This window comes from Pseudomonas sp. IT-P258, from assembly GCF_949767825.1.
GTDB lineage: Bacteria > Pseudomonadota > Gammaproteobacteria > Pseudomonadales > Pseudomonadaceae > Aquipseudomonas > Aquipseudomonas monachiensis.
The window spans coordinates 12221-37355 of sequence record NZ_CATKPU010000026.1; the positions used below are offsets into that span (position 1 = coordinate 12221).

Consider the following 25135-nt stretch of genomic DNA (forward strand, 5'->3'; position numbering starts at 1 on the left):
TCAGGCATCAAGCGGCCGTCCCACGGGCGGCCGCCTCACTTGAAAAAATCACTCGGCGTCTTGCCGAACTGCTTCTTGAACATGGTCGTGAACGCGCTCGGGCTGTCGTATCCCAGCTCCCCGGCGATGTCGATGATCTTCTCCCCGACGGCTATGCGTTCCAGCGCCAGCAACAGTCGCGCTTGCTGGCGCCATTGGCCGAACGTCATGCCGGTTTCCTTGCGGAACCTGCGCTGGATGGTTTTGGCGTCGAGGCTCAAGCGGGCGCTCCAGTCCGACAAGGTCGAGCCATCCCCGGGATCACGCTGCAACGCGCTACAAATCAGGTTGATACGCTGATCGGCGGGCTGCGGCAGGTTCAGGGGCAAGGTCGGCAGGATCGTCAGTTCATCCAGGATCAGCCGCAGCACCCGGGCCTCCCGCGAGTCCGGCTCACAGGCAAAGTCGAAATCGACCGAGACCTTGATCAACTCGCTCAGCAACGCCGAAACACTCACCGCCCGGGTTTCGGCGGGCAGGTTCAGGCTCGGGTCAGGGCGCACGAATACGCTGCGCATCTTGATCGCCCCCACACAGCGAATCGAGTGCACCTCACCACTGGGCATCCAGATGCCACGGCTGGGTGGCACCGTCCATTGGCTGATGGCGGTGTGCACCACCATCACGCCTTCGATGGCATAGATCAGTTGGTGCTTTTCATGGGAATGCGGAGGGATGAACCAGTTTTCCGGGTAGTCGGTCGCACTGCTGCGAACGCTCCAGCCGCCCAGGTCGATCTCCGCAAGAAATGTCTGCAATGGTTTGATCATGACGCCCTTTTTGCGATGGTCCATGCCCGAGTTGCGCGAGACGGGCGCCCTTGAGGCCCCTAGGATAACGCCGAACCCTGAAATTGGCTGCGCCTTGCGTTCGCAGTTCGCGTTATTTATCCGGAAGCTCGCCCATGTCGACCACCACCCTCAGTTCACCGTCACCCACCGCTTCGGTGGCCAGCCAGGCCAGCCCGCTGGTCATGCGCGTCATCGGCGCCTGCGCGCTGGCGCACCTGATCAACGACCTGATCCAGGCCGTGCTGCCGTCGATCTACCCGATGCTCAAGGCCAGCTATGGCCTGAGCTTCACCCAGGTCGGCCTGATCACCCTGACCTTCCAGCTCACCGCTTCACTGCTGCAACCCTGGATCGGTTTCTACACCGACCGTCATCCCAAGCCGTGGCTGCTGCCGGCCGGCATGGTCTGCACCCTGATCGGTATTCTGATGCTGTCGATGGTCGGCAGCTTCCCGGCGATTCTCGTGGCCTCGGCGCTGGTAGGAGTTGGCTCGTCGACCTTTCACCCGGAGACCTCGAGGGTGGCGCGGCTGGCCTCGGGCGGTCGCTACGGCCTGGCGCAATCGACCTTTCAGGTCGGTGGCAATGCCGGTAGCGCCTTCGGCCCGTTGCTGGCCGCCGCGATCATCATTCCCTACGGCCAGGGCAACGTCGCCTGGTTCGGCCTGTTCGCGGTGTTCGCCATTCTCGTGCAATACGGCCTGAGCCGCTGGTACCGCAATCACCTGAACCTGTTCAAGCTCAAGCAAGGCAGCAAGGCCACCCACGGCCTGTCGAAACGGCGGGTGACCTTCGCCCTGGTGGTGCTGGCGCTGCTGGTGTTCTCCAAATACTTCTACATGGCCAGCTTCACCAGTTACTTCACCTTCTACCTGATCGAGAAATTCGACCTGTCGGTGGCCAGTTCGCAGCTGTACCTGTTCCTGTTTCTTGGCGCTGTCGCAGCAGGCACCTTCTTCGGCGGCCCGATCGGCGACCGGATCGGCCGCAAGCAGGTGATCTGGTTCTCCATCCTCGGCGCCGCGCCCTTCACCCTCGCCCTGCCCTACGTCGACCTGTTCTGGACGGGCGTGCTGAGCATGATCATCGGCTTCATCCTCGCCTCGGCATTCTCGGCCATCGTGGTCTTCGCCCAGGAACTGGTGCCCGGCAACGTCGGCATGATCGCCGGGGTGTTCTTCGGCCTGATGTTCGGTTTCGGCGGGATCGGTGCCGCGCTGCTGGGGCACCTGGCGGATATCCATGGCATCGAATATGTCTACACCTTGTGTTCGTTCCTGCCGTTGCTGGGAATTCTGACCATACTGTTGCCGTCTACTGGACAACGCCCGTCGGGAGCGTGAATAGCCATCAGGAGGAACCCCCCATGAAAATCGTAGTCACCAGCGTGCTCGTCGACGATCAGGCCAAGGCACTTGCCTTCTACCGGGATGTGCTCGGTTTTGAACTCAAGCACGATATCCCCATGGGCGAACATCGCTGGCTGACGTTGACATCCCCCGGCGACCCCGATGGCGTCGAGCTGCTGCTGGAGCCCAATGCCCACGGCGCGGCAATGACGTTCCAGAGCGCGATCAAGCAGGACGGCATTCCCTGCACCTTTTTCGGAGTGGAAGACGTGCAGGCCGAATATGCCCGGCTCAGCGCCGTCGGCGTGCAATTCACCCGCCCGCCGACGGTGATGGGACCGGTCACCCTCGCGGTACTGGACGACACCTGCGGCAATCTCATCCAGATCGTCCAGCACAACTCAACCGCCTGATCATTTCTGCTACCAGCGCTGTAGCACTCGGTAACACCCGGCCCCAATGCGGTGCGTCTTTTAAACGCCCTGCCGTGCGCCACCCCGCTCCACACGGGGCCACCCGCCATGGCGTACTTTGTGCATCCAATGGCCATCCTCTTCTGCCTGTAGCCGCCATGCGCCCCAAGGAACTGAAACTCTGGACCACCGGTGTCGCCCACCTGCTCGACCTGCCTGCCGGGCATGGACGGCTGTCGGGGTTGAGCCATTGGCTTCGGCAAATCTGCCCGGTCGATCATTTCGTGTTGTTCGTCTACGAAGGCAATCACCGGCCACTGGCGTTGTTCGATACCTTCTCGGCGGACAAGCGGGCGGTGTATGTCGACGACTATCAGTGCGGGCCTTACCTGCTCGATCCGTTCTACCTCGCCTGTACACGCGGGCAGGCGCCGGGGCTGTGGCGCCTGCGCCAGTTCGCCCCCGACCACTTCTACCTCGGCGAGTACTTCCTGACCTATTACCAGCAGACGGGCCTGGCCGAAGAAGTGGCGTTTTTCGTCGACCTCGGCGGTGGTGCCACGGCGGTGTTGTCGTTGATGCGATCCAGCGCCAGCTGTGCGTTCAGCCGGGATGAAATGCAATTGGTCGAGTGTGCGCAAGCAGTGGTCGAACAGGTCATCAATGAGGCCTGGCGCTTGCGTCAGGCTCAGGAGCCGCGACCGGCGCAGGACCTCGACTTCAAGATCCGCGAAGCCTTCGACCATTTCGGCGCGCACATCCTCACCGGGCGTGAGCAGGAAATCGTTCAACTGTTGCTGCGCGGCCACTCCAGCGCTTCGGTGGCCGAACAACTGAACATCAGCCCCGGCACGGTGAAGATTCATCGCAAGAATATTTACGCCAAGCTGGGGATTGGCAGCCAGTCGGAATTGCTGGGGTTGTTTATTCGGGAGTTGACGGAGGATCCGTTGCAGGCTCCCGGTTTCAAGCTGCAGGCCTGATGCCCGTTGGTATACGCATATCCTTGTGGGAGCGAGCTTGCTCGCGATAGCGGCAGCACATTCAACATTGATGTGTCTGACACACCGCCATCGCGAGCAAGCTCGCTCCCACAGGTCTATTGGTGATCCGCAGATAAGCGGTTATTCAGGCGGATCGAGTTGATCCAGCACGCGGTTTACGGCCAGTTCCCCCAGCATGATCACCTGCGCAATCCCGAGCAGCGCATTGCGGCTCGTTCCTTCCAGATGATCCACCAGATCGTTGGCCATGACATTGGCCGACGCCAGCGATTCACAAGCGTGCACCAGCAAGGTTTCGGCACTGAGTTCGGGATTGACGATGAACATCGTGCTGGGTGTGCGCGGGGTGGCCATGATTGCAGGGCCGGGGTTTAGGTAATGATCGAGGGCGCGCTCGGCGGCTTCGTGGAGTTTTTTGGAGTCGAGGCTTTCGTATGGGGATGCTGGATCGGTGTCCGGCGGGTTGGGTGTGACCTTGAACATGGCAAGTCTCCGTCTACGAGTTGGAGCTGCTCCATTCGGTTCCAAGCGAAGGGGTGGCAGCTGTACGCAGGTTGGAACCCGGGGTAAACGGAACCCGGCAGACCCTAAGGTCTCCCGCGCACAGCCGCCATTACGGAGTGCACACTTGAAGGTGCGCAGCATATGTTAAGCGGCACGCCTTGTGCCGTTTACTCCTCGGGGTTCCAAGCCCGGTCGCTGAATTGGCAGCGACCCGGGAACGATAAAACCCAGCCCCAAGGCGCACAAGCCGGCGGATTCTGGCGTACCTGTAGGCAACGACGCAAGGCGTTGTAGCTTTCATGAAGTAACGCTGACAGCGATTAAACACGTATATCCAACCGAAAATTTACGCAGGCTACTCGCGTTGAATTTCTTAGGAAGCCAGAGGAAATGTCTGACGTATTTTTAAGGTTGGCGACCGGAAGCACGAGGGTTAACTTTGCAGCCCTAAACAGAGACGAGAGATTCTTCGCCTGATGCAGGCGCTCTCTCAGACATTGAGGGTGAAACGATTGCATGAGCAGGACACTAGTCGACAAAGCTAATTGCCCCAACAGCGACATTTGGCGTTATGATCGCGTCAAATGTCGCATGGAGGTATTCGGTATGCCCGCCGTCAAATCCAAAGGAAGAACAGTCGTCACGACGGAGACAAAACCTGTCACCCGAAAGCCGACTGAGGTGCTGTTACATGGCCGCGAAGGTAATACGCGCATGATGATCATCCAATACACACAAGAAGGCTTTGATCTGAGCGACGTGAGGGAGATGCTTTCTACCTCCGAACTGTACATGGAGCACGGCCTTGTTGAGCGCATCACAGGGAAGTCCGTCAGGACTGTACAACGCTTGGCAAAGGAGACAGAACCGGTGCGATTAAATCAGCAGCAAAGTACCGTCGCCTTTCAATATGCTCAGGCCTTGGAGCACGCCATCAACGTGTTCGGCAATCTACAGTTGGCTGAGAACTGGCTGAAGAAACCCTGCAAGTACCTGGAAGATCATATCCCGCTGGAACTGATCGACAACTCGCTTGGTTTCCAGGTGGTGGAGGATTATTTGACCCGGATTGAACACGGGGTTTATCAATGAATCCTTTACCGTGGGATGGGAAGTGGCACGCTTGGCGCCTTGACCGCGAGGTCTACAAGGACACGTGGAATAGTGGCTTGGGTGCTCAGCGATCCGGTGGCCGGTGGAACCCTCCCGGTCGCCGGGTTATTTACGCTTCGGCCGACCCGGCCACCGCCATTTTGGAAGTCGCAACCCACGCTGGTTTCGATACGCTCGATACGGTGCCCCACGTGCTCACGTGTTTCGAAGTACTGGATTCCAACTTCATAAAAGTTGTTCAACCCGAAGACGTGCCAAACCCGAACTGGCTCATCCCGTCTGAGCTCTCGCCCAATCAGCAGCACTTTGCCGATGAGTTACTTTCCGAACATCCTTTCGTGCTTATCCCGTCCGCAGTTACCCGCCACTCTTGGAACCTACTCGTTAGCTGTGATTTGGCGGCGGATCAATTCAAGCTTGTTTCGCAGGAGCGTTTTGGACTGGATACCCGCTTACTGAAATGAATGAGAAAGTCGAACTTGCCCACCAGAACCTCAAGTGCGGCCTGTCGCGTGTGATCTCTACACTGCACACCTACTAAACACTTGAACCACTCCCCCTCCTATCCCCCAAGGGATATATACACCGCAAAACCCCGATTGCTAGTTTGGCCCCCGACGCACTGATTCATCACTGCAAGGGAGCCCGCCTCGTGAACAACACCCCGCCAAGCGATATCGAATTCTGCAATGTGGTCAAACGCTATGGCGAGGTGCAGGCCGTCAGCGGTCTGGATTTCGCGGTGCGGCGTGGCTCGTTTCATTCCTTTCTCGGTGGTTCGGGCTGTGGCAAGACCACCACCCTGCGCATGATCGCCGGCTTCGAGCAGCCCACCAGCGGCGAGGTTCGTCTGGCCGGCAAAAGCGTGGCCGGCGTGCCGGCGTTCGAGCGGCCGGTGAACATGGTGTTCCAGCATTACGCGTTGTTCCCGCATCTGACCGTGGCGCAAAACATTGCCTACGGCCTGCGTTATCGCACGCCGCGCCCGGACAAAAAGCAGCAAATGCGCATGGCCGATGAAGCGCTGGAGATGGTGCGCCTGAGCGGCTTCGGCCAGCGCAAGCCGAGTGAATTGTCCGGCGGTCAGCAACAGCGTGTCGCCCTCGCCCGCGCCTTGGTCAACAAGCCGACGGTGTTGCTGCTCGACGAGCCGCTGGCGGCGCTGGACCGCAAGCTGCGCAAGGAGATGCAATCGGAACTGCTGCGTTTGCAGCGCGAGGTCGGCATCACCTTCGTGCTGGTCACCCACGACCAGGAAGAAGCCCTGTCGATGAGCGACAGCATCAGCGTGATGCACAACGGCTCGATCATCCAGACCGCCACCCCGGAACAACTCTACGAAGCCCCGGCCAGCCGTTACGTGGCCGACTTTATCGGTGAGTCCAACCTGTTCGACGGCACTGTGCGCCAGCTCAACGGCAACTCGGTGGTACTGCGTACCGAGCAGGGTCTGGAGCTGACCAGCCCCCTCACCCCCACTGGCAAGGGCCTGAGCGCCAACGCCGCCGGTTGCATTGCGGTGCGGCCGGAGCTGATCAGCATCGCCAGCGCCAACGCCGAAATGACCCGGGAAGTGAAGCTACAAGGCTGCGTCGAGGACCGCATCTACCTGGGCAATTCCACCGAATACCGCGTGCGCACCCAGGCCTTCGGCGTGGTCTGCGTGCGGGTGCCGCGCCAGCAGGATCATGGCGCCAATGCATTCGAACACGGCGCGCCAGTGCGCGTCGGCTGGGATCACGCCAATGGCCTGGCCATGGCGTTGTAAATCATCGATTCGTTTCATCAACCGGATGTGGAGCGTGCTATGGACCAGAAGACTTTTATAAAAACCCTGCGCAGCTGGCAGAACGGCTCGATCAGCCGCCGCGAGTTTCTTGGCCGCACCGGCCTGGGGATCGCCGCCGCCGTGGTCGCCACCAACATGCCCGGCCTGCTGACCTCCACCGCCGAGGCCGCCGAACAGGCCAAGCTGGGGGATCGCCTGTCGCTGGCGACCTGGCCGAACTACCACAGCCAGGAAAACCTCGACACCTTCGGCAAGACCACCGGTGCCCGGGTGTCGATGAGCGTGTTCGGTTCCAACGAAGAAATGCTCGCCAAATTGCAGGCTGGCGGCAGTGGCTGGGACGTGCTGGTGCCGACCAACTACACCATCAGCACCTACGTCGGCCTGGGGTTGATCGAGCCGCTGGACCTGTCGCGCATTCCCAACTTCGATGCCTCGGCGTTCCAGCAGAAGTTCATGGCCCAGGGCACGGTGGATGGCAAGGTCTACGCGGTGCCGAAAAACTGGGGCACTACCGGCATGCTCTACGACACCGGCAAGCTGAAAAATGGCCCCGCCAGCTGGAAGGAATTCTGGGCCGCCGCCCAAGGCCCGGCCAGCGGCCGCACGATGGTCCACGACTACCAGTTGACCGCCATCGGCAACGCGCTGAAAAGCTTCGGCTACAGCTTCAACTCCCTGGACCCGAAAGAACTGGCCGACGCGGAAAAACTGCTGATCGAGGTCAAGCCGCACCTGTTCGCCATCAACTCCGACATTCAGCCATCGATGCGCAGCGGCGATGCCTGGCTGGCGATGTCCTGGACCGGGGACGCCTCGCAACTGCACCGCGACAACGCGCAAATGCAGTTCGAACTGGGCAAGGAAGGTGGCGAGTTGTGGAGCGACTTCTTCGCCATCCCCAAAAGCTCGGAGCACAAGGACGCCGCCTACGCCTTCATCAACTACTTGCTCGACCCGCAGCACAACAAGCTCGAAGTGCTAAGCCACGGTTACCCGAGTGGCGACAAGCGTGTCGACGCGCTGCTGCCGGTGGCGATGCTCGACGATCCGATCATGTACCCGGCCGCCGAGGCCCTGAGCCCGCTGGAGTTCGGTGCCGCCGCGACGCTGACCAGCCCGGCCCGCGCCGAGCTGATGGCGCGTTTCAAGTCCGCCTGATCGCCTGACCATGGCCAATGAGGAGTCACCCATGAATGCCGCCGCCCACCCGCAAACGGTGCAGTCGGGCCATGCCCTGTCGGTCGAGGTTCGCCAACGGCGCAGCCTCGGCCGGCGCATCACCCTGCTGATGCTCTTGCCTTCGACCCTGTGGTTCCTGCTGCTGTTGTTGATGCCGCTGGTGATCATCCTGGTCTTCAGTTTCGGCGAGCGCAGCGCCGTGGGCGGTTACGCCGGTGGCTTCACCCTGGCCAACTACCTGAACCTCGGTTCTCGCGGCGCGGCGTTCAGCAATACGCTGATGTTGGCGCCGCTGGGCACCCTGGTGTGCCTGGTGGCGGCTTATCCGCTGGCGTACTTCCTTGCGGTCAAGGTCACGAGGAACCGCTCGCTGTTGCTGACCCTGGTGATCGTGCCGTTCTGGACCAGTTTCCTGATCCGCACCTACGCCTGGATTTTCATCCTCAGCGGCAAGGGTATTCCGGCGCTGCTGGCCAGCCTGGGTCTCGAGGATGTGCGGCTGATCAACACGCCGTGGGCGGTGCTGATCGGCATCGTCTACGGCTACCTGCCGCTGATGGTGTTCCCGATCTACGTCAGCCTGGAAAAGCTCGACAAGCGCCTGCTCGAAGCCTCGGCGGACCTCGGCGCCAGCGCCTTCGAAAGCTTCCGTCGGATCACCCTGCCGCTGTCCGCGCCAGGGATCATCACCGGGGTGATGCTGGTGTTCATCCTGCTGATGGGCGAGTTCCTGATCCCGGCGATTCTCGGCGGCGGCAAGGTGTTCTTTGTCGGCAACGCGCTGGTCGATCTGTTCCTGCAATCGCGCAACTGGCCGTTCGGCAGTGCGCTGGCCATGACGTTGGTGGCGATGATGCTGCTGATCATCGGCGTGTATCTGAAACTGGTGGCGCGCTATGGCGGCCGCCCTGCCGACGGAGGCCTGTGACATGTGGTTGCGCAGCTATTCGACTTCGCTGTACCTGTTTCTCTACGCGCCGATTGCCTTGATCGTGCTGTTCAGCTTCAACGCCGGGCGCAGTGGCCTGGCGTTCCAGTGCTGCTCGGTGCAATGGTTCGCCACCGCGTTCGGCAACCCGTTCATCATGGAAGCCCTGGGCAACAGCGCGCTGATCGCGTTGAGTTCGGCGGTGATCGCCTCGCTGTTCGGCACCCTGGCGGTGTTCGGCTTGCAGCGCTGCGGTGCCAAGGTACGCCTGCTGTTCGATGCCCTGACCTACTGCGCGATCATCGTGCCGGGCATCGTCATCGGCATCTCGACACTGATCGCCTTCATCAGCCTGTTCGACCTGATCAACCCGTTGCTGGCGAGTTGGCTGCCGACGGTGCCGAAGTTGAACATGGGGTTCTTTACGGTGATCGCCGCGCATTCGCTGTTCACCATGGCCCTGGTGATGGTGATCGTGCGCAGCCGTGTCGATTCCCTGGACAAGGCCTTGCTGGAAGCCTCGGCGGACCTGTACGCGCCACCGATGGACACCTTCTGGCGGGTGACTCTGCCGCAGATCAGTCCGGCGATCATGGCCGGCTTCCTGCTGGCGTTCACCTTCAGCTTCGACGATTTCATCATCGCGTTCTTCGTCGCCGGTTCCGAAACGACGCTGCCGATCTACATCTTTTCCTCCATCCGCCGCGGCGTGACGCCAGAGATCAACGCCATTTCCACGGTGATCATCTGTGTGTCGCTGGCCCTGCTGTTCACTTCCCGCCATCTGCAAAATCGCCGCACCGGCGTCCAGGAGTCGCACCATGCGTGATCAGCTCTACATCAACGGCGAATGGGTCAGCCCGGACCTGGGCGGCTATCTGGACGTGATCGATCCGGCCACCGAACAAGTCTTCCACCGAGTCGCGGCGGGCACTGAAGAAGATGTCGACCATGCCGTGCGTGCGGCCCGGCGTGCCTTCGACAATGGCTGGGGCCAGACCAGTGGCACCGAGCGAGCGCAATGGCTGGAGGCGCTGGCCGATGAACTGGAAAGTAGCCAGCAGGCGCTGGCGGAACTGGAAGTCCGTGACAACGGCAAACCCTTGCCCGAAGCACAGTGGGACATTGGTGATGCGATTGGTTGCTTCCGGTACTACGCCGGTTTGGCCCGTGAGCTGGATCAGCAACAGGACCAACCGCTGGCGTTGCCGGATGAGCGCTTTCGCTGCCGCCTCCGTCACGAGCCGATTGGCGTGGCCGGGCAGATCATTCCCTGGAACTACCCACTGCTGATGGCCGCGTGGAAGGTCGCGCCAGCCTTGGCCGCCGGGGCCACGGTGGTGTTGAAACCGTCCGAACTGACGCCGCTGACCGCCCTGGAACTGGCCGCTGCCGCCGACCGCATCGGCTTGCCCGCCGGGGTGTTGAATCTGGTCACGGGCCTTGGCGCCGACGCCGGCAGCCCGCTCACCGAGCATCCGGGGGTGGACAAACTGGCGTTCACCGGCAGCGTGCCCACCGGGGCGAAAATCATGTCAGTGGCGGCGCGGGACATCAAGAACATCAGCCTGGAACTGGGGGGCAAGTCAGCCTTCATCGTGTTTGATGATGCTGATGTCGACGCCGCCGTGGAGTGGATTCTGTTCGGGATTTTCTGGAACCAGGGTCAGGTGTGCAGCGCCACATCACGCCTGTTGGTGCAGGAACGCATCGCCCCGCGCCTGACCGAACGGCTGGTGGAAGAAACCCGCAAGATCAGCATCGGCCCCGGCATGCAGCCCGGCGTGCTGCTCGGGCCGCTGGTCAGCCAGGGCCAGTACGACAAGGTGCTCGGTTTCATCGATCAGGGCCTGGCCAGCGGCGCCCGTTTGCTCACCGGCGGACGGCGACCGGCGCATCTGGCCGAAGGGTATTTCATTGAGCCGGCAATCTTCGACGAGCCGGGACACAGCAGCATTCTGTGGCGCGAAGAAGTGTTCGGCCCGGTGCTGTGCATCAAGCGCTTCAAGACCGAAGAGCAAGCAGTGCAAATGGCCAACGCCAGCCGCTTCGGCCTGGCCGCCGCGGTGATGAGCACCGACTTGCAGCGCACCGCCCGGGTCGCCAACCAACTGCGCGCCGGGATCGTCTGGGTCAACTGCTCGCAACCGACCTTCGTCGAAGCACCCTGGGGCGGGATGAAACACAGCGGCATTGGCCGGGAGCTGGGGCAATGGGGGTTGCACAATTATCTTGAGGTCAAGCAGGTGACCGAGTACGTCAGCGACCAGCCGTGGGGGTGGTATTTGAAGTAAACAGGTCAACCTCATCGCGAGCAGGCCGGCCGCCTCGCTTTTGCTTTTGCTTTTGCTTTTGCTTTTGCTTTTGCTTTTGCGGTGTACGCCCCCTCGTGAGGCCGAGCGCAGGTTCTGCGCAGTGGGTAACCCGGCATGGATGCCGGGTTAGCCGCCGCCGGCCATGGATGGCCGATGGCGGCGGGTCCACGGAGCAGGACCGGAGCGAGGGCACCCTGAGCCTAAGCGAAGGGCCGAACGTCAGGGGCAAAGCGTTTTGGTTACTTTGGCGCTCTTCCAAAGTGACCCGCTGTAAGAGCGGAACCAATAACCGCCGTTACCGAAGAAACGGATATGTACCGGCTGTGAACACCGCATCGGCGTACGCCCGTTCCCACACTTGTTTTGCTGACCAGCAGGCTTGTGACAACCGCTTATCAACGCGTAACTTGAATGACCTGCCCTTCAAGACACGCCGGAGTTGATCCATGCGCATCGCCTTGTTGTCCGACATGCACCTGTCCGTCAATGCGATCCCCTTTCCCGCCGTGGAGGCCGATATCGTCGTGCTCGCCGGGGACATAGCACGGCCGGCCAAGGCCATCGAGTGGGCCAGAGCCTGCCCGGTTCCACTGTTGTATGTGGCGGGCAATCACGAGTTCTATGGCAGTGACCTGGTCACCACCTACGAACAATTGAACAGTCTGGCGCAAGGCACCCGGATCCACGTACTGGAACGCTCGGAGTACGTCCACGACGGCGTGCGCTTTCTCGGTTGCACCTTGTGGTCTGACTATCGCCTGCTCGACAGCCCGGATGATCGGGCGCTGGGCATCGATCTGGCGACCCGGCTGATCCGTGACTTCAGCCACATCAAGATCGCCCCCGACTTTCCGGACCTGTTCACACCGGCCATTTCCCAGCTGGTATTTTTGCAGACGGTCGCCTGGCTGCAAGACTGCTTCAGCCGCGACAGCAGCACACCCACGGTGGTGGTCTCGCATTTCGCCCCGACACGGTCGAGCATCAGCCCGACCTTTGCCGGTTCGCCGATCAACTCAAGCTTTGTCTCGGACCTCGAAGCGCGGATCAAAGACTGGCAGCCGGCACTGTGGCTGCATGGCCATACCCATGGCAGCTTTGACTATCGAGTAGGCAACACCCGGGTAGTCTGCAACCCCCGGGGCTATGCCAGGAATGGCATCAACGAAAACCCTGATTTCGACGCGGCCTTCGTGATTGACCTGCAGATCTGAGGTAACGCTGAAATCAACAGTCTCCAGGCTCGCACCCGATGGAACGCCGGCAACCCGCTACACTTTCCTCGCTGCGCCGCTGCACCAAAGCGGCCAAACCCCTGACTTCTGATCTGGAGGTATCCCATGAGCGACAGCAGCGAACTCACCACCTTTACCGGCTGGGCCGCCACCGCAGCGGGCGCGCCACTGGAACGCTACAGCTACGATCCCGGTCCGTTGGGCAACGATGAGGTGGAAGTCGCCGTGGAATATTGCGGCGTCTGCCACTCCGACCAGTCGTTGATCGACAACGATTGGGGTATCAGCCGCTACCCGTTCATCCCCGGCCACGAGGTGGTCGGCCGTATCGTGCGCCTGGGCGATCAGGTGCGCGGCCTGGAAATGGGGCAACGGGTGGGCATCGGCTGGTACAAGGGCAGTTGCATGCATTGCACGTCGTGCATCGAAGGCTCCCATAACCTGTGTCGCACCGTGCAACCAACCATCATCGGCAGCAACGGCGGCTTTGCCGACCGCATTCGTTCGCACTGGGCCTGGGCCCTGCCGATCCCGGCCGGGCTCGATCCGGCGATGGCCGGGCCGTTGTTCTGTGCAGGTTCCACCGTGTTCAACCCGCTGGTGGAATTCGGCATCAAGCCCACCGACCGGGTCGGCGTGGTGGGCATCGGCGGTCTTGGTCACCTGGCGCTGCGCTTCCTCAACGCCTGGGGCTGCGAAGTCACGGCGTTCACCTCATCGCTGAGCAAGCAGGACGAAGCCAAGCGCCTGGGCGCGCACAAGGTGGTCGCCTCGACCGATACCGATGCGCTCAATGCCATTGCCGGCACCCTGGATTTTCTCCTGGTCACCGCCAACGCCAACCTCGACTGGAGCGCCATGCTCGCCACCCTGCGCGGCAAGGGTCGCCTGCACTTTGTCGGCGTCGTGCCCGATGCCATCCCCATGCACGTGTTCGAACTGATTCCCCAGCAAAAAACCATGTCCGCCTCACCGGTCGGCTCGCCCGCCAATACCGCGACCATGCTGGAGTTCTGCGCACGCCACCAGATTGTGCCGCAGGTCGAGATGTTTCCCATGAGCCGGATCAACGAGGCCATCGATCATTTGCGCAGCGGCAAGGCGCGCTACCGCGTGGTGCTGGACGCCAGTCAGTGACAGGCGAAAAACGAAGAGAAAGGGCCGCTTGTTCAAGCGTAATGCTGTTCACTTAAGAGCGTCTTGAATCAGAGAAACCTGTGGCGAGGGAGCTTGCTCCCGCTTGAGTGCGTAGCACTCACAAAAATCGGCAATGATTGTCAGATTTTTGGGGCTGCTACGCAGCCCAGCGCGAGCAAGCTCGCTCGCCACAAAGGTACTCACGATCCAAGAGCGCGCCTAAGTGAACAGCGGCCCCTTTTTGTTCCTCAGGGATTGGCCACCTGAGCAGGCAACGCTGGCATATGCGGGTCGTTCCAGGTAAACCGATAGGCTTTGCCGGCCTCTTGCGGCAGGCATTTGCCGTTGTCGGCATCCGCGCCGACGATCGACCAGTTCGCCCGGGCGTTTCCCCCCAGCTCACGGGCCGCTTCGGGCTTGAAGCACTGGTTGAGTACGTCATCGGGCACTAAAGCGTAGGCCTTGGGGTGTTCGCGCAAATAGAGCGCGGCCTTTTCGATGGTCGAATTGTCCATGCCGAAATGCACGATCGGCTGCCGGGCGAACAACCAGTGCCCCTCCTCCCAGTTGACCAGCACCAGATCGGCGCCCTGGGTCATGGTCGCCGCCTGGGTCATGAGCACCTGATCAACGTTGGTGCCGTCCTTGAGCGGTTCGATGAAACCACGGGCGAACCACAACGCGAACCAGGTCGCCACCAGTGCCGGGAACACCCGACGCAAACGCGGGTGACGCTTGAACCAGCGCTTGAGCAGCCACGGGACCAACGGCGCGGCGACCAGCACCAGCCCGGGCAGCGCCGGGTAGATGTACAACTTGCGCTTGCCCGTGCTGATGCAGAAGAACAGCACCACCAGCAGCACCCAACCGAGTAGCACCAACACCCGGCCATCGCGTTTTTGCAACTGACGGCGCCAGGCCGGCACCAGCCATGGCAGCACCAGCACCAACGGCAGCCAATACTGCGGAATCACCTTGGTGAAGAAGTACCAGAACGGTTCGCGGTGATGCCACGCGGCGGCATACCGGCCCGCCGTCTGGCGCAGGAGAATCTCCCGCGCATAGGCCACTTCGTCTGCGCTGCCATCCAAGATGATGGACAAGGCCAGGGGCAGCAGCCAGATCGCAATCGCCGCGAGCATCAGTGCAAACCCGAGCAACCACTTGCGCGCCTCGCCGGGCATCGCCACCACACCGGGCCAGCCTTTGCGCACCCCATAGGCGTAAGGAATCAGCAACAACGCCGGCAGGAAGCCCACGCCCTTGGTGATCACGCCAATGCCCATGGCCGCACAGCCCGCGTAGAACCAGCGCCACGTGGGTCCCAGCAGCAGGTGTCGCGCCAGACCGTACAGGCCCAGGGAGGTGAACAGAATCAGCAAGCTGTCGATCTGACCGGTGCGCAGGATGCTGTAGGTCTGGTAGGTCGCCAGGTACAGCAGCGCGGCGTTGCGCCCGGTACGCTGGGTCCACAGGCGCCGGCCCAGGTCATAGACCATCGCCGTGACCGTTACCGCCGAAAACAGCCCCGGGATATAAAGGGAGATGTTGGGCTTGCCGGTCAGCCAGGTGAAGAACGCCACCGTCCACATGAAAATCGGCGGCTTGTCGCCATAGATCTCGGCGGCCCGGTGCGGGATCAGCCACGAGCCGTTCTGCAGCATCTCCAGCGCGACACCGAGGAAACGCTCTTCGTCCACATTCTGCGCCAGACGCAGGCCAATTCCCGCGCCGATCAGCAACAGGGCAAGCAGCATCAGGCCCAGGCACTCGACCCTGGGCGACAACGATCTACGCATTGCTTATTCCTTTGCGCTTCGGCTTTTGGCAATCAATTGCAGGTTGCGGAAATAGACGAGAGAGCCAAAGGCCTGGCCGACGATGAACACCGGGTCCTGGCGGTAAATGGCGTAGGCGAGCAACAAGGTGCTGCCGACGATGCTCAGGTACCAGAAGTTGGTCGGGATCACGCTGCGTTTCTTGTACTCGCTGTACAACCACTGCAAGACAAACCGCCCGGTAAAGGCAGCCTGCCCGGCAAAGCCGACCAGCAGCCAGAGGGTTTCACGGGTCAGAATCATCCTTCGAGCTCCTGGGCCTGGGTGTGCAGGCGCGTGCGTTTGATCAGCCACCACACACCGATCAGGTCAAGAATGCCGACCAGCGCGCGGTCGAGGTTGCCGTATTTCGAGACTCCGGCCGTGCGCGGCCGATGGTTGACCGGGTGCACGATCATGCGTCCGTTATGGCGCTGGATCAGCGCCGGAATGTAGCGATGCATGTGGTCGAAGTACGGCAGGCGCAGGAATGCCGCACGCTCGATCAGCTTCAGGCCGCAACCGGTGTCCGGGGTAGCGTCCTTGAGCAGGCGCCGACGCAGGTTGTTGGCGAACCGCGAGGCGTAGCGTTTGCTCGCGGTGTCACGGCGATTGACCCGGTGCCCGGCCACCAGTTGCACGTCGACCTTGCCCGGTTCGCCACGCACCAGCGCGAGCATGCCGGGAATGTCCGCCGGGTCGTTCTGGCCGTCGCCATCGAGCGTCGCCAGCCACTGCCCGCGAGCCTCACGGGCCGCGTGATACAGCGAGGTGCTCTGTCCCAGCGACCGCTCGTGATGCAGGATGCGCAGGGTGTTCAAGCCGTCGTTGCGGATCTGCCGCAGCTCCTGCAGGGTCGCGTCGGTGCTGCCATCGTCGACCACGATGATTTCGTAAGCCTCGTCGGCCAGCGCCACACGGATCTCTTCCAGCAATGGCTTGAGGTTGTTTGATTCGTTCCTGGCGGGAATCAGTACGGATACAAAAATATCTTGGCTCATGGGGTCTCTCTCGCCCTGTTTGATTTTTCGAGATCAGAGGCGAACGCTTCAAATCCGGTAGAACTGCCGATACCACTTCACAAATGCTCTTATGCCCGTTTCCAGCGTCACCTGCGGGCTGAAGCCCACCCGCTCGGCCAGTGCCGAGACATCGGCCCAGGTCTTGACCACATCACCGGCCTGCATCGGCAGGTAGTTGCGCCGGGCCTGCAGGTCCAGGGCTGATTCCAGGCACTCGACGAAATCCAGCAACGCCACAGGCATGCCGCGACCGATGTTGAAGAGCCGGTTGACCCCGGCGACCGAGCCTTCCGGCACCGGAGGCCTTGGGCGCAGTCGGGCGATCCCTTCGACAATGTCGTCGACATAGGTGAAGTCGCGGGACATCTGCCCCTGGTTGTAGATGTCGATGGGCAAGCCTTTGAGAATGGCGTCAGTGAACTTGAACAGCGCCATGTCCGGGCGACCCCACGGGCCGTAGACGGTAAAGAAGCGCAGGCCACTGGCTTTCAGGCCATACAGATGGCAGTAACTTTCGGCCAGCAGTTCATTGGCGCGCTTGCTGGCGGCGTACAACGAAACGGGATGTTCGACCGGGTCCTCGACACTGAACGGCAGCTTGCTGTTGGCGCCGTACACCGAACTGCTCGAGGCGTAGATCAGGTGCTCGGGGCGATGGTGCCGACAGGCTTCCAGCACATTGAGGAAGCCCACCAGGTTCGATTGCCCATAGACATCCGGGTTGTCCAGCGAGAAGCGCACCCCGGCCTGGGCGGCCAGGTGTATCACCTCGGTAAAAGCGTGCTCCTGAAACAGGCTCATCAGGGCCGGTTTATCGACGATGTCCATTTTCCGGAAACGAAAACCCGGCAGCGTCTCCAGCACCTTGAGGCGTGCGTGCTTGAGTTCCACGTCGTAGTAGTCGTTGAGGTTGTCGATACCGACGACCTCCTGCCCCTCGCGGCACAAGCGCTGGACCGTATGAAAGCCGATGAAACCGGCCGCACCGGTGACCAGGACGGTCATGGGAAACGCGCCGGAGACCGCGCCGCGATCGACGCGAGGTTACTGATCCGGACCCTCGTCAACTTCATGTGTAGTCCCTGCTTATGGCGTCATTCGCGCACGGTTGCGTTATGAAGCTTATAAAACAGACACATTTCAGTTTGGATAACGCCTCGCACTACCTCGGAAAAATAAAATATCTGGCCGAAAATACCCCGGTTATCTGGCCGACTCGCCACGGGGTTTGTAAAAACGGAACAAGCCGATATCCACGGTCCTGATGTATTGCCTGGCCCAGTCCGGCTTGACGGTACGGTCATGGAAATACAGGGCACCCCGGGTGCGATCCGGCAGCTCCTTGTTCAGGGCCTTGCGTGCGATTTCCTTGGCCATCGCGTAAGGCAGCTCTTCCTGGACCGAATCGGATTTGCCGTCGCACCACCAGGAGAACTGGCAACTCTTGGTCTGCGAACCCTGCTTGACCACTTTGCACACCGTGTCCGGAAAGCCCTCGTGGCCCAGGCGATTCATGACCACATTGGCCACCGCCTCCATGTCGGCGGTGTCCTTGCCCTTGGCTTCCCAGTAAATGGACCGGGCCAGGCAGGTGATCGCATCATCCAGCGGCGCGGCGCCGGCCGGGTCGACGGCCTGGACTTCGGACGGGGTAATGGCTTCTGCCTTGGGCGCCGGTGCCGGGTTGTTGCTCTCGGCGGCTTTGTGTTCCAGCACCTCGGCCTTGTTCTCGGCCTCTTGCTGCTTTTGCGCTTGATCCGCAGCGGACACCGGGCCGGCAAGCAACGTCAGGGCGAGGCAGGTGGCGATCCAGTCGAAGCGCATGGTCGGTGTCACTCGGTGAGTGGTTCGATTGAGTCTAGTAGTGAAATGATTTCGCCCACCCCACTACACTCTGGATAAATCCGTTGTCCTGGATGGACCAACTTCGCGCATCATGGACGCAATCTGCTCAAGGGGATATTCATGGGTTTCATCTCATCCGCAATGCGTTTGACCGGTGTGTCTCTGGGCCTGGTATTCGCCGCCAACGCCATGGCGGCCGACGAAGCGCAATTGATCGAATCGATCAACGTCTACCGCAGCCAGTTGCAGCGCTGCGCCGGCCAGGTTTCATCGGAGCTACCGCCGCTGTCGGCCGACCCGCGCCTGGTGCTGACCGCCCCGAGCATCGGTAATCTGCAGCAGGCCATGGCCACTGCCGGTTACCCGATGAAGAATGTGCAGGCCATCAGCCTGTCCGGGCCTCGCGATGCGGCCGCGGCGATGAAGGCGATCCAGGAGAGCTTTTGCCAGATCGTCCTCGATCCGCAATTCGTCGATGTCGGCGTCAGCCGCCAGGACAATCAGTGGCGCATCGTCCTGGCCCGGCCACTGCTGAGTTCGCGCCTGGGCGACTGGCAGACCGAGGGCCAGAAGCTGCTCATCGAACTCAACGCCGCACGGGCCAAACCGCGTCAATGCGGCACACAGTCGTTCAATGCGACCGCGCCGCTGGCCTGGAACGCCATACTGGGCACGGCCGCCGAAACCCACTCCCGCTCCATGGCCAACAACAACTTCTTCGACCACAAGGACCGCGACGGCCGCACCCCGGGTGACCGCGCGGAACTGGCCGGCTACAACTTCCAGCAGATCGGCGAAAACATCGCCGCCGGGCAAGACAGCGTACGCAAGGTGGTCGAAGGCTGGCTGGTCAGCCCTGGCCACTGCGCCAACCTGATGAACCCTCAGTTCAACGAATTGGGCGCGGCCTATGCGAATGATCCGAAGAGCGATGCGGGGATTTACTGGACGGCAATGTTTGGGGCTCAGTGAGCAACTTGGCGAGTTTCTATACGGAGAGGTGACAAAATGACAAGTATCCCGATAGGTTTGATTGCCGGATTGATACTGGCGCCGATGATACTGACTTGTTTCGCTGTCGCCTTCATCGCACACAAGTACGTTGACGCTATCGAAGAACTTCTACCCAATTGCTCTTTTATAAAAACCACCAGAAACGCATTTTCAGCTGGCGGCCTGGTCGGCAAGGTCATGCGCGGTGGCGCTATTGCCATGGTATTGATGATGCCCGCGCTCAGCGCTCGAAGGGGCGTTATTGATGCCAGCGAAGTGAAAGACCTTCCAAGGCACTACAAGAACCTTTTGATCATTCCGGTGATTATTTTGTTCGTTTTGTTTTTTTCCCTGATCGCACTCAGGGTTTCAGCCTACTTCATAGAGAGCCATTGAAAAGGACTGAAGAATCAAGTCCGTTTTGGAAGAAATCACAACGCCTACCCAACAAAACCCGAAGCCCTGTCATGGGCTCCGGGTTTCTTTTTTCGCAGTGAACCTCAGTGGCTACTCATCCCGGCCGCATGCATCAACATCCGCAACGCCCCCGCCACCACACCCAGGGCAACCACGCTGCCCAGCCAGATCACCACCAGCCATCCCAGGCGCTTGTACCAGCGCGCGGGTGCCGTTTGATTCGTATCAATGGTAGCCATCGCCAATCCTCACTTTGCCGCGGAACACGTAGTAGCTCCAGACCGTGTACATCAGGATGATCGGCAGGATGAACAGTGCGCCGATCAGGATGAACAGCTGGCTGGTCGGCGGTGAGGCCGCGGCCCACAGGCTGATCGACGGCGGCACGATGTTCGGCCAGATGCTGAACGCCAGGCCAATGTAGCCCAGGAACACCAGCATCAGGGTGAAGGCGAACGGCCAATGGGTGTGGCGTTGGCGCAGGGTCTTGAGCAAGCCGAACATCGCCAGCAGGGCCAGCACCGCCAGGCCACCGAACACCGCCAGGTGCGCATGGGCAAACCAGCGGGTGGCGATGTCCGGATGCAGGATCGGCGTCCACACACAGATCACGCCGATCACCGCCAACAGCAGCCAGGCCAGGGGCCGGGTGAACAGGCGCATACGCGATTCGAGCATGCCTTCGGTCTTGACCAGCAACCAGGTGCTGCCGAGCAGCGCATAAGCGACGATCAGCCCGACACCGCAGAACAGCGGAAACGGCGCCAGCCAGTCCAGCGAACCACCGGCGAACTGGCGGTCGACCACCGGGATGCCGGCAATGTAGGCACCGATCACCACACCCTGGGAAAAGGTTGCCAGCAGCGAACCACCGATGAACGCCATGTCCCAGACATGCCGCTTTTCAGGGCTGGCCTTGAAACGAAACTCGAAGGCCACGCCGCGAAAGATCAAGCCGCACAGCATCAGGATCAGCGGCAGGTACAACGCTTCCAGAATCACCGAATAGGCCAGCGGGAACGCGCCATACAGCGCCGCGCCGCCCAGCACCAGCCAGGTCTCGTTGCCGTCCCAGACCGGTGCCACGGTGTTCATCATCACATCGCGTTCCTGCGCATCCGGGATCAGCGGAAACAGAATGCCCAACCCCAGGTCGAAGCCGTCCATGATCACGTACATCATCACGCCGAAGGCGATGATCACGCCCCAGATCAGCGATAAATCGATACCTTGAATACCCATGACTCAACTCCCTTCCTTCAATTGACGCGGGCGTCGGTTTCGAGGATTTCAGCGTCGGCGGACAGCGGCCGGCGCGGTGTGATGACCTGATCGGAATGCCCGTCGACGGCATGCCCGTGATGCGGCTGCGGCCCTTTGCCGACCAGTTTCATCATGTAGCCGATGCCCACCGTGAACACCGAGAAATAGATCACCACGAACAGCGCCAGCGAGATGCTCAACTGCGCGACACTGTGATTCGACGCGGCATCGGCGGTACGCAACAGGCCATACACCACCCACGGCTGACGCCCGACTTCGGTGGTTATCCACCCGGCCAGCATGGCGATCAGGCCACTTGGCCCCATCCACAGCATCAGGCGCAGGAACCAGCGATTGCGGTAGATGGCGCCGCTGCGGCGCAGGGCCAGGCCGAGCACGCCGGCCAGCACCATCAACATGCCCAGCCCGGCCATGACGCGGAAACTCCAGAAGACCACCGTCGCATTCGGCCGGTCCTCTTTCGGGAAGCTCTTGAGCGCCGGGATCTGCTTGTCGAGGCTGTGGGTCAGGATCAGGCTGCCCAGGTAAGGAATCTCGATGGCATATCGGGTCTTCTCGGCCTGCATGTCGGGGATGCCAAACAGCACCAGCGGCGTCGCTTCGCTGCCGTTGTTTTCCCAGTGCCCTTCGATGGCCGCGATCTTCGCCGGCTGATGTTCCAGGGTGTTCAAGCCGTGGGCGTCGCCGACCACTGCCTGGATCGGCGCGACGATCAAGGCCATCCACAACGCCATCGACAGCATCTTGCGCACTTGTTTGGTGTCGTTGCCGCGCAGCAGGTGCCACGCCGCCGACGAGCCGACAAAGAACGCCGTGGCCACGAATGCGGCGATCGCCATGTGCGCCAGGCGGTACGGGAACGACGGGTTGAACACAATGGCCAGCCAGTCCAGCGGCATCACCCGACCGTCGACGATCTCGAAGCCCTGGGGCGTTTGCATCCAGCTGTTGGAGGCAAGAATCCAGAAAGTCGAAATCAGCGTGCCGATGGCGACCATGACCGTCGAGAAGAAGTGCAAGCCGCGCCCTACCCGGTTCCAGCCGAACAGCATGACCCCCAGGAAACCGGCCTCGAGGAAGAACGCCGTGAGCACTTCATAGGTCAGCAAGGGCCCGGTGATGCTGCCGGCGAAATCGGAGAAGCGGCTCCAGTTGGTGCCGAACTCGTAGGCCATGACCAGCCCCGAGACCACGCCCATGCCGAAGTTGACGGCGAAGATCTTCGACCAGAAATGGTAGAGATCGCGGTAGGTGTCGTTGTGGGTCTTCAGCCAAAGCCCTTCGAGCACCGCCAGGAAACTGGCCAGCCCGATGGTGATGGCGGGAAAGATGATGTGGAACGAAACCGTGAACGCGAATTGCATGCGCGCCAGGTCCAGTGCCTCCAGGTTAAACATGTCGATATCCTCATCGCGGCTGAAAAACGGCGGCACACGGCCGGGCCACCGTCAGGCCGGGGGGCCTGCAGCCAACACAAGTCGAAAGGGTTACGCGAGCGGCATCGGGCCGCCCCCGGTGTCAGGCGGCGGAAGTCGAAATCAGGTTGCTGGCCTTCGCCTGTTCCAGCCGGATGGCGATGAACTTGGAAGTCGGGGTGAAGGTGCGGTCACCGTAACTTTCCAGCGGCACCAGCGGGTTGGTCTCGGGGTAGTACGCCGCCGCCTGACCGGCCGGAATGTCGTAGGCGATCAGGGTGAAACCGCTGACCCGACGCTCACGCTCGTCGTCCCACAGCGCCACCAGGTCGACCTTCTGCCCCGGCTCGAAACCCAGGCGGCGAATGTCCTGCTCGTTGGCGAACACCACGTCGCGCATGCCGTATACCCCGCGATAACGGTCATCCAGGCCGTACAGCGTGGTGTTGTACTGATCGTGGGAGCGCATGGTCTGCAGGATCAGGTGCGGCTTGACCGCCAGGTTGCGCACGCCCTCGCTGATCAGGTGCTCCGGCAGCACGCTCGGGGTGAACTGGGCCTTGCCGCTGGCGGTTTTCCAGATGCGCTTGGCCGCATCATTCGGCATGTGGAAACCGCCCGGATGCAGCAAACGCCGGTTGAAATCCTCGAAGCCGGGAATGGTGTCGGCAATCATGTTGCGGATGCGGCCGTAGTCGCCGATGGCCCAGTTCCAGTCGATCGGGTGCTTGCCCAGGGTCGCGGCGGCGATGCCGGCAATGATCGCAGGCTCGGAGCGCAGGTGTTTCGACTTCGGTTTCAGTTGACCGTGGGAGATGTGAATCATGCTGAAGGTGTCTTCCACGGTGACGCCTTGCGGCCCTTCGGCCTGGATGTCGATGTCGGTGCGGCCCAGGCACGGCAGGATCAGCGCTTCACGACCGGTGACCAGATGGCTGCGGTTAAGCTTGGTGGCGATGTGCACGGTGAGGTCGCACTTGCGCAACGCGGCGTGGGTGCGCGGAGTGTCGGGGGTGGCCTGGGCAAAGTTGCCGCCCAGGGCGATAAACACTTTCGAACGCCCCTGCTCCATCGCGCCGATCGCCATCACGGTGTTGTGACCATGCTCGCGCGGTGGCTTGAAGGAGAAGCGCTTTTCCAGGGCATCGAGCAAATCCGCGGGCGCCAGTTCGTTGATGCCCATGGTGCGGTCGCCCTGCACGTTACTGTGACCACGCACCGGCGACAGCCCCGCGCCCGGACGGCCGACGTTGCCGCGCAGCAGCATCAGGTTGATGACTTCCTGCAGCGTCGGCACCGAGTGCGTGTGCTGGGTCAAGCCCATCGCCCAGCACATGATCACCCGCTTGGACCGGGCGTACATGCGGGCGGCGAGTTCGATGTCAGCCAGGGACATGCCCGACTGCTGCTCGATGTGCTCCCAGCTGGTTGCGTCGACTTCCCCCAGGTAGGTACCCATTCCCGAGGTGTGTTCGGCGATGAACTGGTGGTCGAACACCGGTTCGCCGCCGCTGACCTGTGCTTCGCGCTCCCACTGCAGCAGGAACTTGACCATGCCGCGCATGACCGCCATGTCGCCGCCCAGTGCCGGGCGGAAGTACGCGGTGTTGGTCGGCTCGGAGCCGTTCAGCAGCATTTCGATCGGGTGCTGTGGATGCTGGAAGCGCTCCAGCCCACGCTCCTTGAGCGGGTTGATACAGATCACCTGTGCACCGCGCTTGACCGCTTCGCGCAAGGGTTCGAGCATCCGCGGGTGGTTGGTGCCGGGGTTCTGGCCGATGACGAAGATCGCGTCGGCATGCTCCAGGTCGTCAAACACCACGGTGCCTTTGCCCACGCCGAGGCTTTCGATCATGCTCACCGCGCTGGCTTCGTGGCACATGTTCGAGCAGTCCGGGAAGTTGTTGGTGCCGTAGGCGCGGACAAACAGTTGATAGAGATAGGCGGCCTCGTTGCTGGCCCGGCCCGAGGTGTAGAACTCGGCCTGATCCGGCGATTCCAGCGCGTTGAGGTGCCGGGCGATCGTCGCGAACGCTTCGTCCCAGGTGGTTTCCACGTAACGGTCGGTGGCCGCGTCATAACGCATCGGGTGGGTCAGACGGCCCTGATACTCCAGCCAGTAATCGCTCTGCTCGGCCAGCGCCGAGACGCTGTATTTGTTGAAGAAGGCCGGGTCGACCAAACGGCCCGTGGCTTCCCAGTTAACCGCCTTGGCGCCGTTCTCGCAGAACTTGACCATGCCGTTTTCCGGCGACTCGCCCCAGGCGCAACCGGGGCAGTCGAACCCGCCATTCTGGTTGGTCTTGAGCATGGCGCGAATGTTCTTCAGCGCGTTTTCACTGCCCAGCCAGTTTTTGGTAACAGCGATCAGCGCGCCCCAACCAGCGGCGGCACCTTTATAGGGTTTGTAGCGGTCGACTTGAGACATGGTACTTCTCCGTGACAATGCACACAGGCTTCGACCTGATTCAGGTCATTGTTCGATTTGCGGAGAAAGCATATGAATGGCGTTTAATTATTGTCTAATCGCTATTTATGACCAC

At 61.4% G+C, this 25135-nt stretch carries 25 protein-coding genes; 14 read left to right on the forward strand and 11 right to left on the reverse strand.

Going from position 1 to position 25135, the window contains the following annotated elements; translation table 11 throughout:
- Window positions 1-35: 35 nt before the first annotated feature.
- Window positions 36-809 carry an AraC family transcriptional regulator gene (locus tag ACM6G4_RS11745; RefSeq protein WP_414913729.1) on the reverse strand — a complete coding sequence of 258 codons (774 nt, stop codon included), beginning with the start codon at window positions 807-809 and terminating at the stop codon, window positions 36-38.
- Between the two features lie 134 nt (window positions 810-943).
- Between ACM6G4_RS11745 and ACM6G4_RS11750 the strand changes: the two genes are divergently transcribed.
- The 3 genes from ACM6G4_RS11750 to ACM6G4_RS11760 all read left to right on the forward strand — a co-directional run bounded on the left by ACM6G4_RS11750 (window position 944) and on the right by ACM6G4_RS11760 (window position 3575).
- Entirely contained in the window at window positions 944-2173 is a 1230-nt protein-coding gene (locus ACM6G4_RS11750; RefSeq protein WP_414913730.1) for an MFS transporter, read from the forward strand.
- Between the two features lie 23 nt (window positions 2174-2196).
- A complete protein-coding gene (locus ACM6G4_RS11755) occupies window positions 2197-2592 on the forward strand; it encodes a VOC family protein (protein WP_414913731.1) in 396 nt (131 codons plus the stop codon).
- A 158-nt stretch (window positions 2593-2750) separates the two neighbouring features.
- Window positions 2751-3575, forward strand: a complete 825-nt coding sequence (locus ACM6G4_RS11760) for a response regulator transcription factor (protein ID WP_414913732.1) — start codon at window positions 2751-2753, stop codon at window positions 3573-3575.
- A 141-nt stretch (window positions 3576-3716) separates the two neighbouring features.
- Here ACM6G4_RS11760 and ACM6G4_RS11765 read toward each other — a convergent pair whose 3' ends face one another.
- Window positions 3717-4079 carry a DUF6124 family protein gene (locus ACM6G4_RS11765; protein WP_223542618.1) on the reverse strand — a complete coding sequence of 121 codons (363 nt, stop codon included), beginning with the start codon at window positions 4077-4079 and terminating at the stop codon, window positions 3717-3719.
- Between the two features lie 627 nt (window positions 4080-4706).
- On the opposite strand from ACM6G4_RS11765, the gene ACM6G4_RS11770 reads away from it, so the two are divergent.
- From ACM6G4_RS11770 to ahr, 9 genes are all read left to right on the forward strand, one after another.
- Complete coding sequence (locus ACM6G4_RS11770; RefSeq protein ID WP_056727882.1) at window positions 4707-5192, forward strand: antitoxin Xre/MbcA/ParS toxin-binding domain-containing protein; 486 nt, start codon at window positions 4707-4709, stop codon at window positions 5190-5192.
- Window positions 5189-5677, forward strand: a complete 489-nt coding sequence (locus tag ACM6G4_RS11775; RefSeq protein ID WP_409078754.1) for an RES family NAD+ phosphorylase — start codon at window positions 5189-5191, stop codon at window positions 5675-5677. Before ACM6G4_RS11770 ends, ACM6G4_RS11775 begins: the two co-directional genes overlap by 4 nt.
- Window positions 5678-5865: 188 nt before the next feature.
- Window positions 5866-6981 (forward strand): ABC transporter ATP-binding protein, encoded by a 1116-nt coding sequence (locus ACM6G4_RS11780; protein WP_414913733.1) that lies wholly within the window; start codon window positions 5866-5868, stop codon window positions 6979-6981.
- Between the two features lie 39 nt (window positions 6982-7020).
- Complete coding sequence (locus tag ACM6G4_RS11785) at window positions 7021-8163, forward strand: ABC transporter substrate-binding protein (protein ID WP_056727887.1); 1143 nt, start codon at window positions 7021-7023, stop codon at window positions 8161-8163.
- A 31-nt stretch (window positions 8164-8194) separates the two neighbouring features.
- On the forward strand, window positions 8195-9112 hold the full coding sequence (locus ACM6G4_RS11790) for an ABC transporter permease (RefSeq protein WP_223542620.1): 918 nt from the start codon (window positions 8195-8197) through the stop codon (window positions 9110-9112).
- 1 nt (window position 9113) lies between these two features.
- On the forward strand, window positions 9114-9941 hold the full coding sequence (locus ACM6G4_RS11795; protein WP_223542621.1) for an ABC transporter permease: 828 nt from the start codon (window positions 9114-9116) through the stop codon (window positions 9939-9941).
- Complete coding sequence (locus tag ACM6G4_RS11800; protein ID WP_223542622.1) at window positions 9934-11406, forward strand: aldehyde dehydrogenase family protein; 1473 nt, start codon at window positions 9934-9936, stop codon at window positions 11404-11406. The genes ACM6G4_RS11795 and ACM6G4_RS11800 overlap by 8 nt, the downstream gene beginning before the upstream one ends.
- 467 nt (window positions 11407-11873) lie before the next feature.
- Window positions 11874-12641, forward strand: coding sequence for a metallophosphoesterase (locus ACM6G4_RS11805; protein ID WP_409078752.1), 768 nt, complete (start codon window positions 11874-11876; stop codon window positions 12639-12641).
- A gap of 126 nt (window positions 12642-12767) precedes the next feature.
- Complete coding sequence (gene ahr / locus ACM6G4_RS11810) at window positions 12768-13799, forward strand: NADPH-dependent aldehyde reductase Ahr (protein ID WP_414913734.1); 1032 nt, start codon at window positions 12768-12770, stop codon at window positions 13797-13799.
- A 248-nt stretch (window positions 13800-14047) separates the two neighbouring features.
- On the opposite strand, the gene ACM6G4_RS11815 is transcribed toward ahr, so the two are convergent.
- The 5 genes from ACM6G4_RS11815 to ACM6G4_RS11835 form a co-directional block, all read right to left on the reverse strand.
- On the reverse strand, window positions 14048-15598 hold the full coding sequence (locus ACM6G4_RS11815) for an ArnT family glycosyltransferase (RefSeq protein ID WP_414913735.1): 1551 nt from the start codon (window positions 15596-15598) through the stop codon (window positions 14048-14050).
- Window positions 15599-15601: 3 nt separating this feature from the next.
- Entirely contained in the window at window positions 15602-15880 is a 279-nt protein-coding gene (locus ACM6G4_RS11820; protein ID WP_095945709.1) for a lipid-A-disaccharide synthase N-terminal domain-containing protein, read from the reverse strand.
- Window positions 15877-16617, reverse strand: a complete 741-nt coding sequence (locus ACM6G4_RS11825) for a glycosyltransferase family 2 protein (protein ID WP_056727899.1) — start codon at window positions 16615-16617, stop codon at window positions 15877-15879. Before ACM6G4_RS11825 ends, ACM6G4_RS11820 begins: the two co-directional genes overlap by 4 nt.
- Window positions 16618-16665: 48 nt before the next feature.
- Window positions 16666-17643 (reverse strand): NAD-dependent epimerase, encoded by a 978-nt coding sequence (locus ACM6G4_RS11830; protein ID WP_414913736.1) that lies wholly within the window; start codon window positions 17641-17643, stop codon window positions 16666-16668.
- Window positions 17644-17841: 198 nt separating this feature from the next.
- Window positions 17842-18462, reverse strand: a complete 621-nt coding sequence (locus tag ACM6G4_RS11835; protein ID WP_414913737.1) for a cell wall hydrolase — start codon at window positions 18460-18462, stop codon at window positions 17842-17844.
- Between the two features lie 141 nt (window positions 18463-18603).
- Here ACM6G4_RS11835 and ACM6G4_RS11840 point away from each other — a divergent pair, with 141 nt between their 5' ends.
- Both ACM6G4_RS11840 and ACM6G4_RS11845 read left to right on the forward strand, forming a co-directional pair.
- Window positions 18604-19455, forward strand: a complete 852-nt coding sequence (locus tag ACM6G4_RS11840) for a CAP domain-containing protein (protein ID WP_414913738.1) — start codon at window positions 18604-18606, stop codon at window positions 19453-19455.
- A gap of 36 nt (window positions 19456-19491) precedes the next feature.
- Window positions 19492-19872, forward strand: a complete 381-nt coding sequence (locus ACM6G4_RS11845) for a hypothetical protein (protein ID WP_414913739.1) — start codon at window positions 19492-19494, stop codon at window positions 19870-19872.
- Between the two features lie 104 nt (window positions 19873-19976).
- Here the strand turns inward: ACM6G4_RS11845 and ACM6G4_RS11850 are convergent, their stop codons facing one another.
- From ACM6G4_RS11850 to ACM6G4_RS11865, 4 genes are all read right to left on the reverse strand, one after another.
- Window positions 19977-20132, reverse strand: a complete 156-nt coding sequence (locus ACM6G4_RS11850; RefSeq protein ID WP_082563029.1) for a DUF2474 domain-containing protein — start codon at window positions 20130-20132, stop codon at window positions 19977-19979.
- A complete protein-coding gene (cydB, locus tag ACM6G4_RS11855; RefSeq protein ID WP_056727912.1) occupies window positions 20119-21135 on the reverse strand; it encodes a cytochrome d ubiquinol oxidase subunit II in 1017 nt (338 codons plus the stop codon). The genes ACM6G4_RS11850 and cydB overlap by 14 nt, the downstream gene beginning before the upstream one ends.
- 17 nt (window positions 21136-21152) lie before the next feature.
- Complete coding sequence (locus ACM6G4_RS11860; RefSeq protein WP_056728101.1) at window positions 21153-22574, reverse strand: cytochrome ubiquinol oxidase subunit I; 1422 nt, start codon at window positions 22572-22574, stop codon at window positions 21153-21155.
- Window positions 22575-22695: 121 nt separating this feature from the next.
- Complete coding sequence (locus ACM6G4_RS11865) at window positions 22696-25020, reverse strand: FdhF/YdeP family oxidoreductase (protein WP_414913740.1); 2325 nt, start codon at window positions 25018-25020, stop codon at window positions 22696-22698.
- Between the last annotated feature and the right edge of the window lie 115 nt (window positions 25021-25135).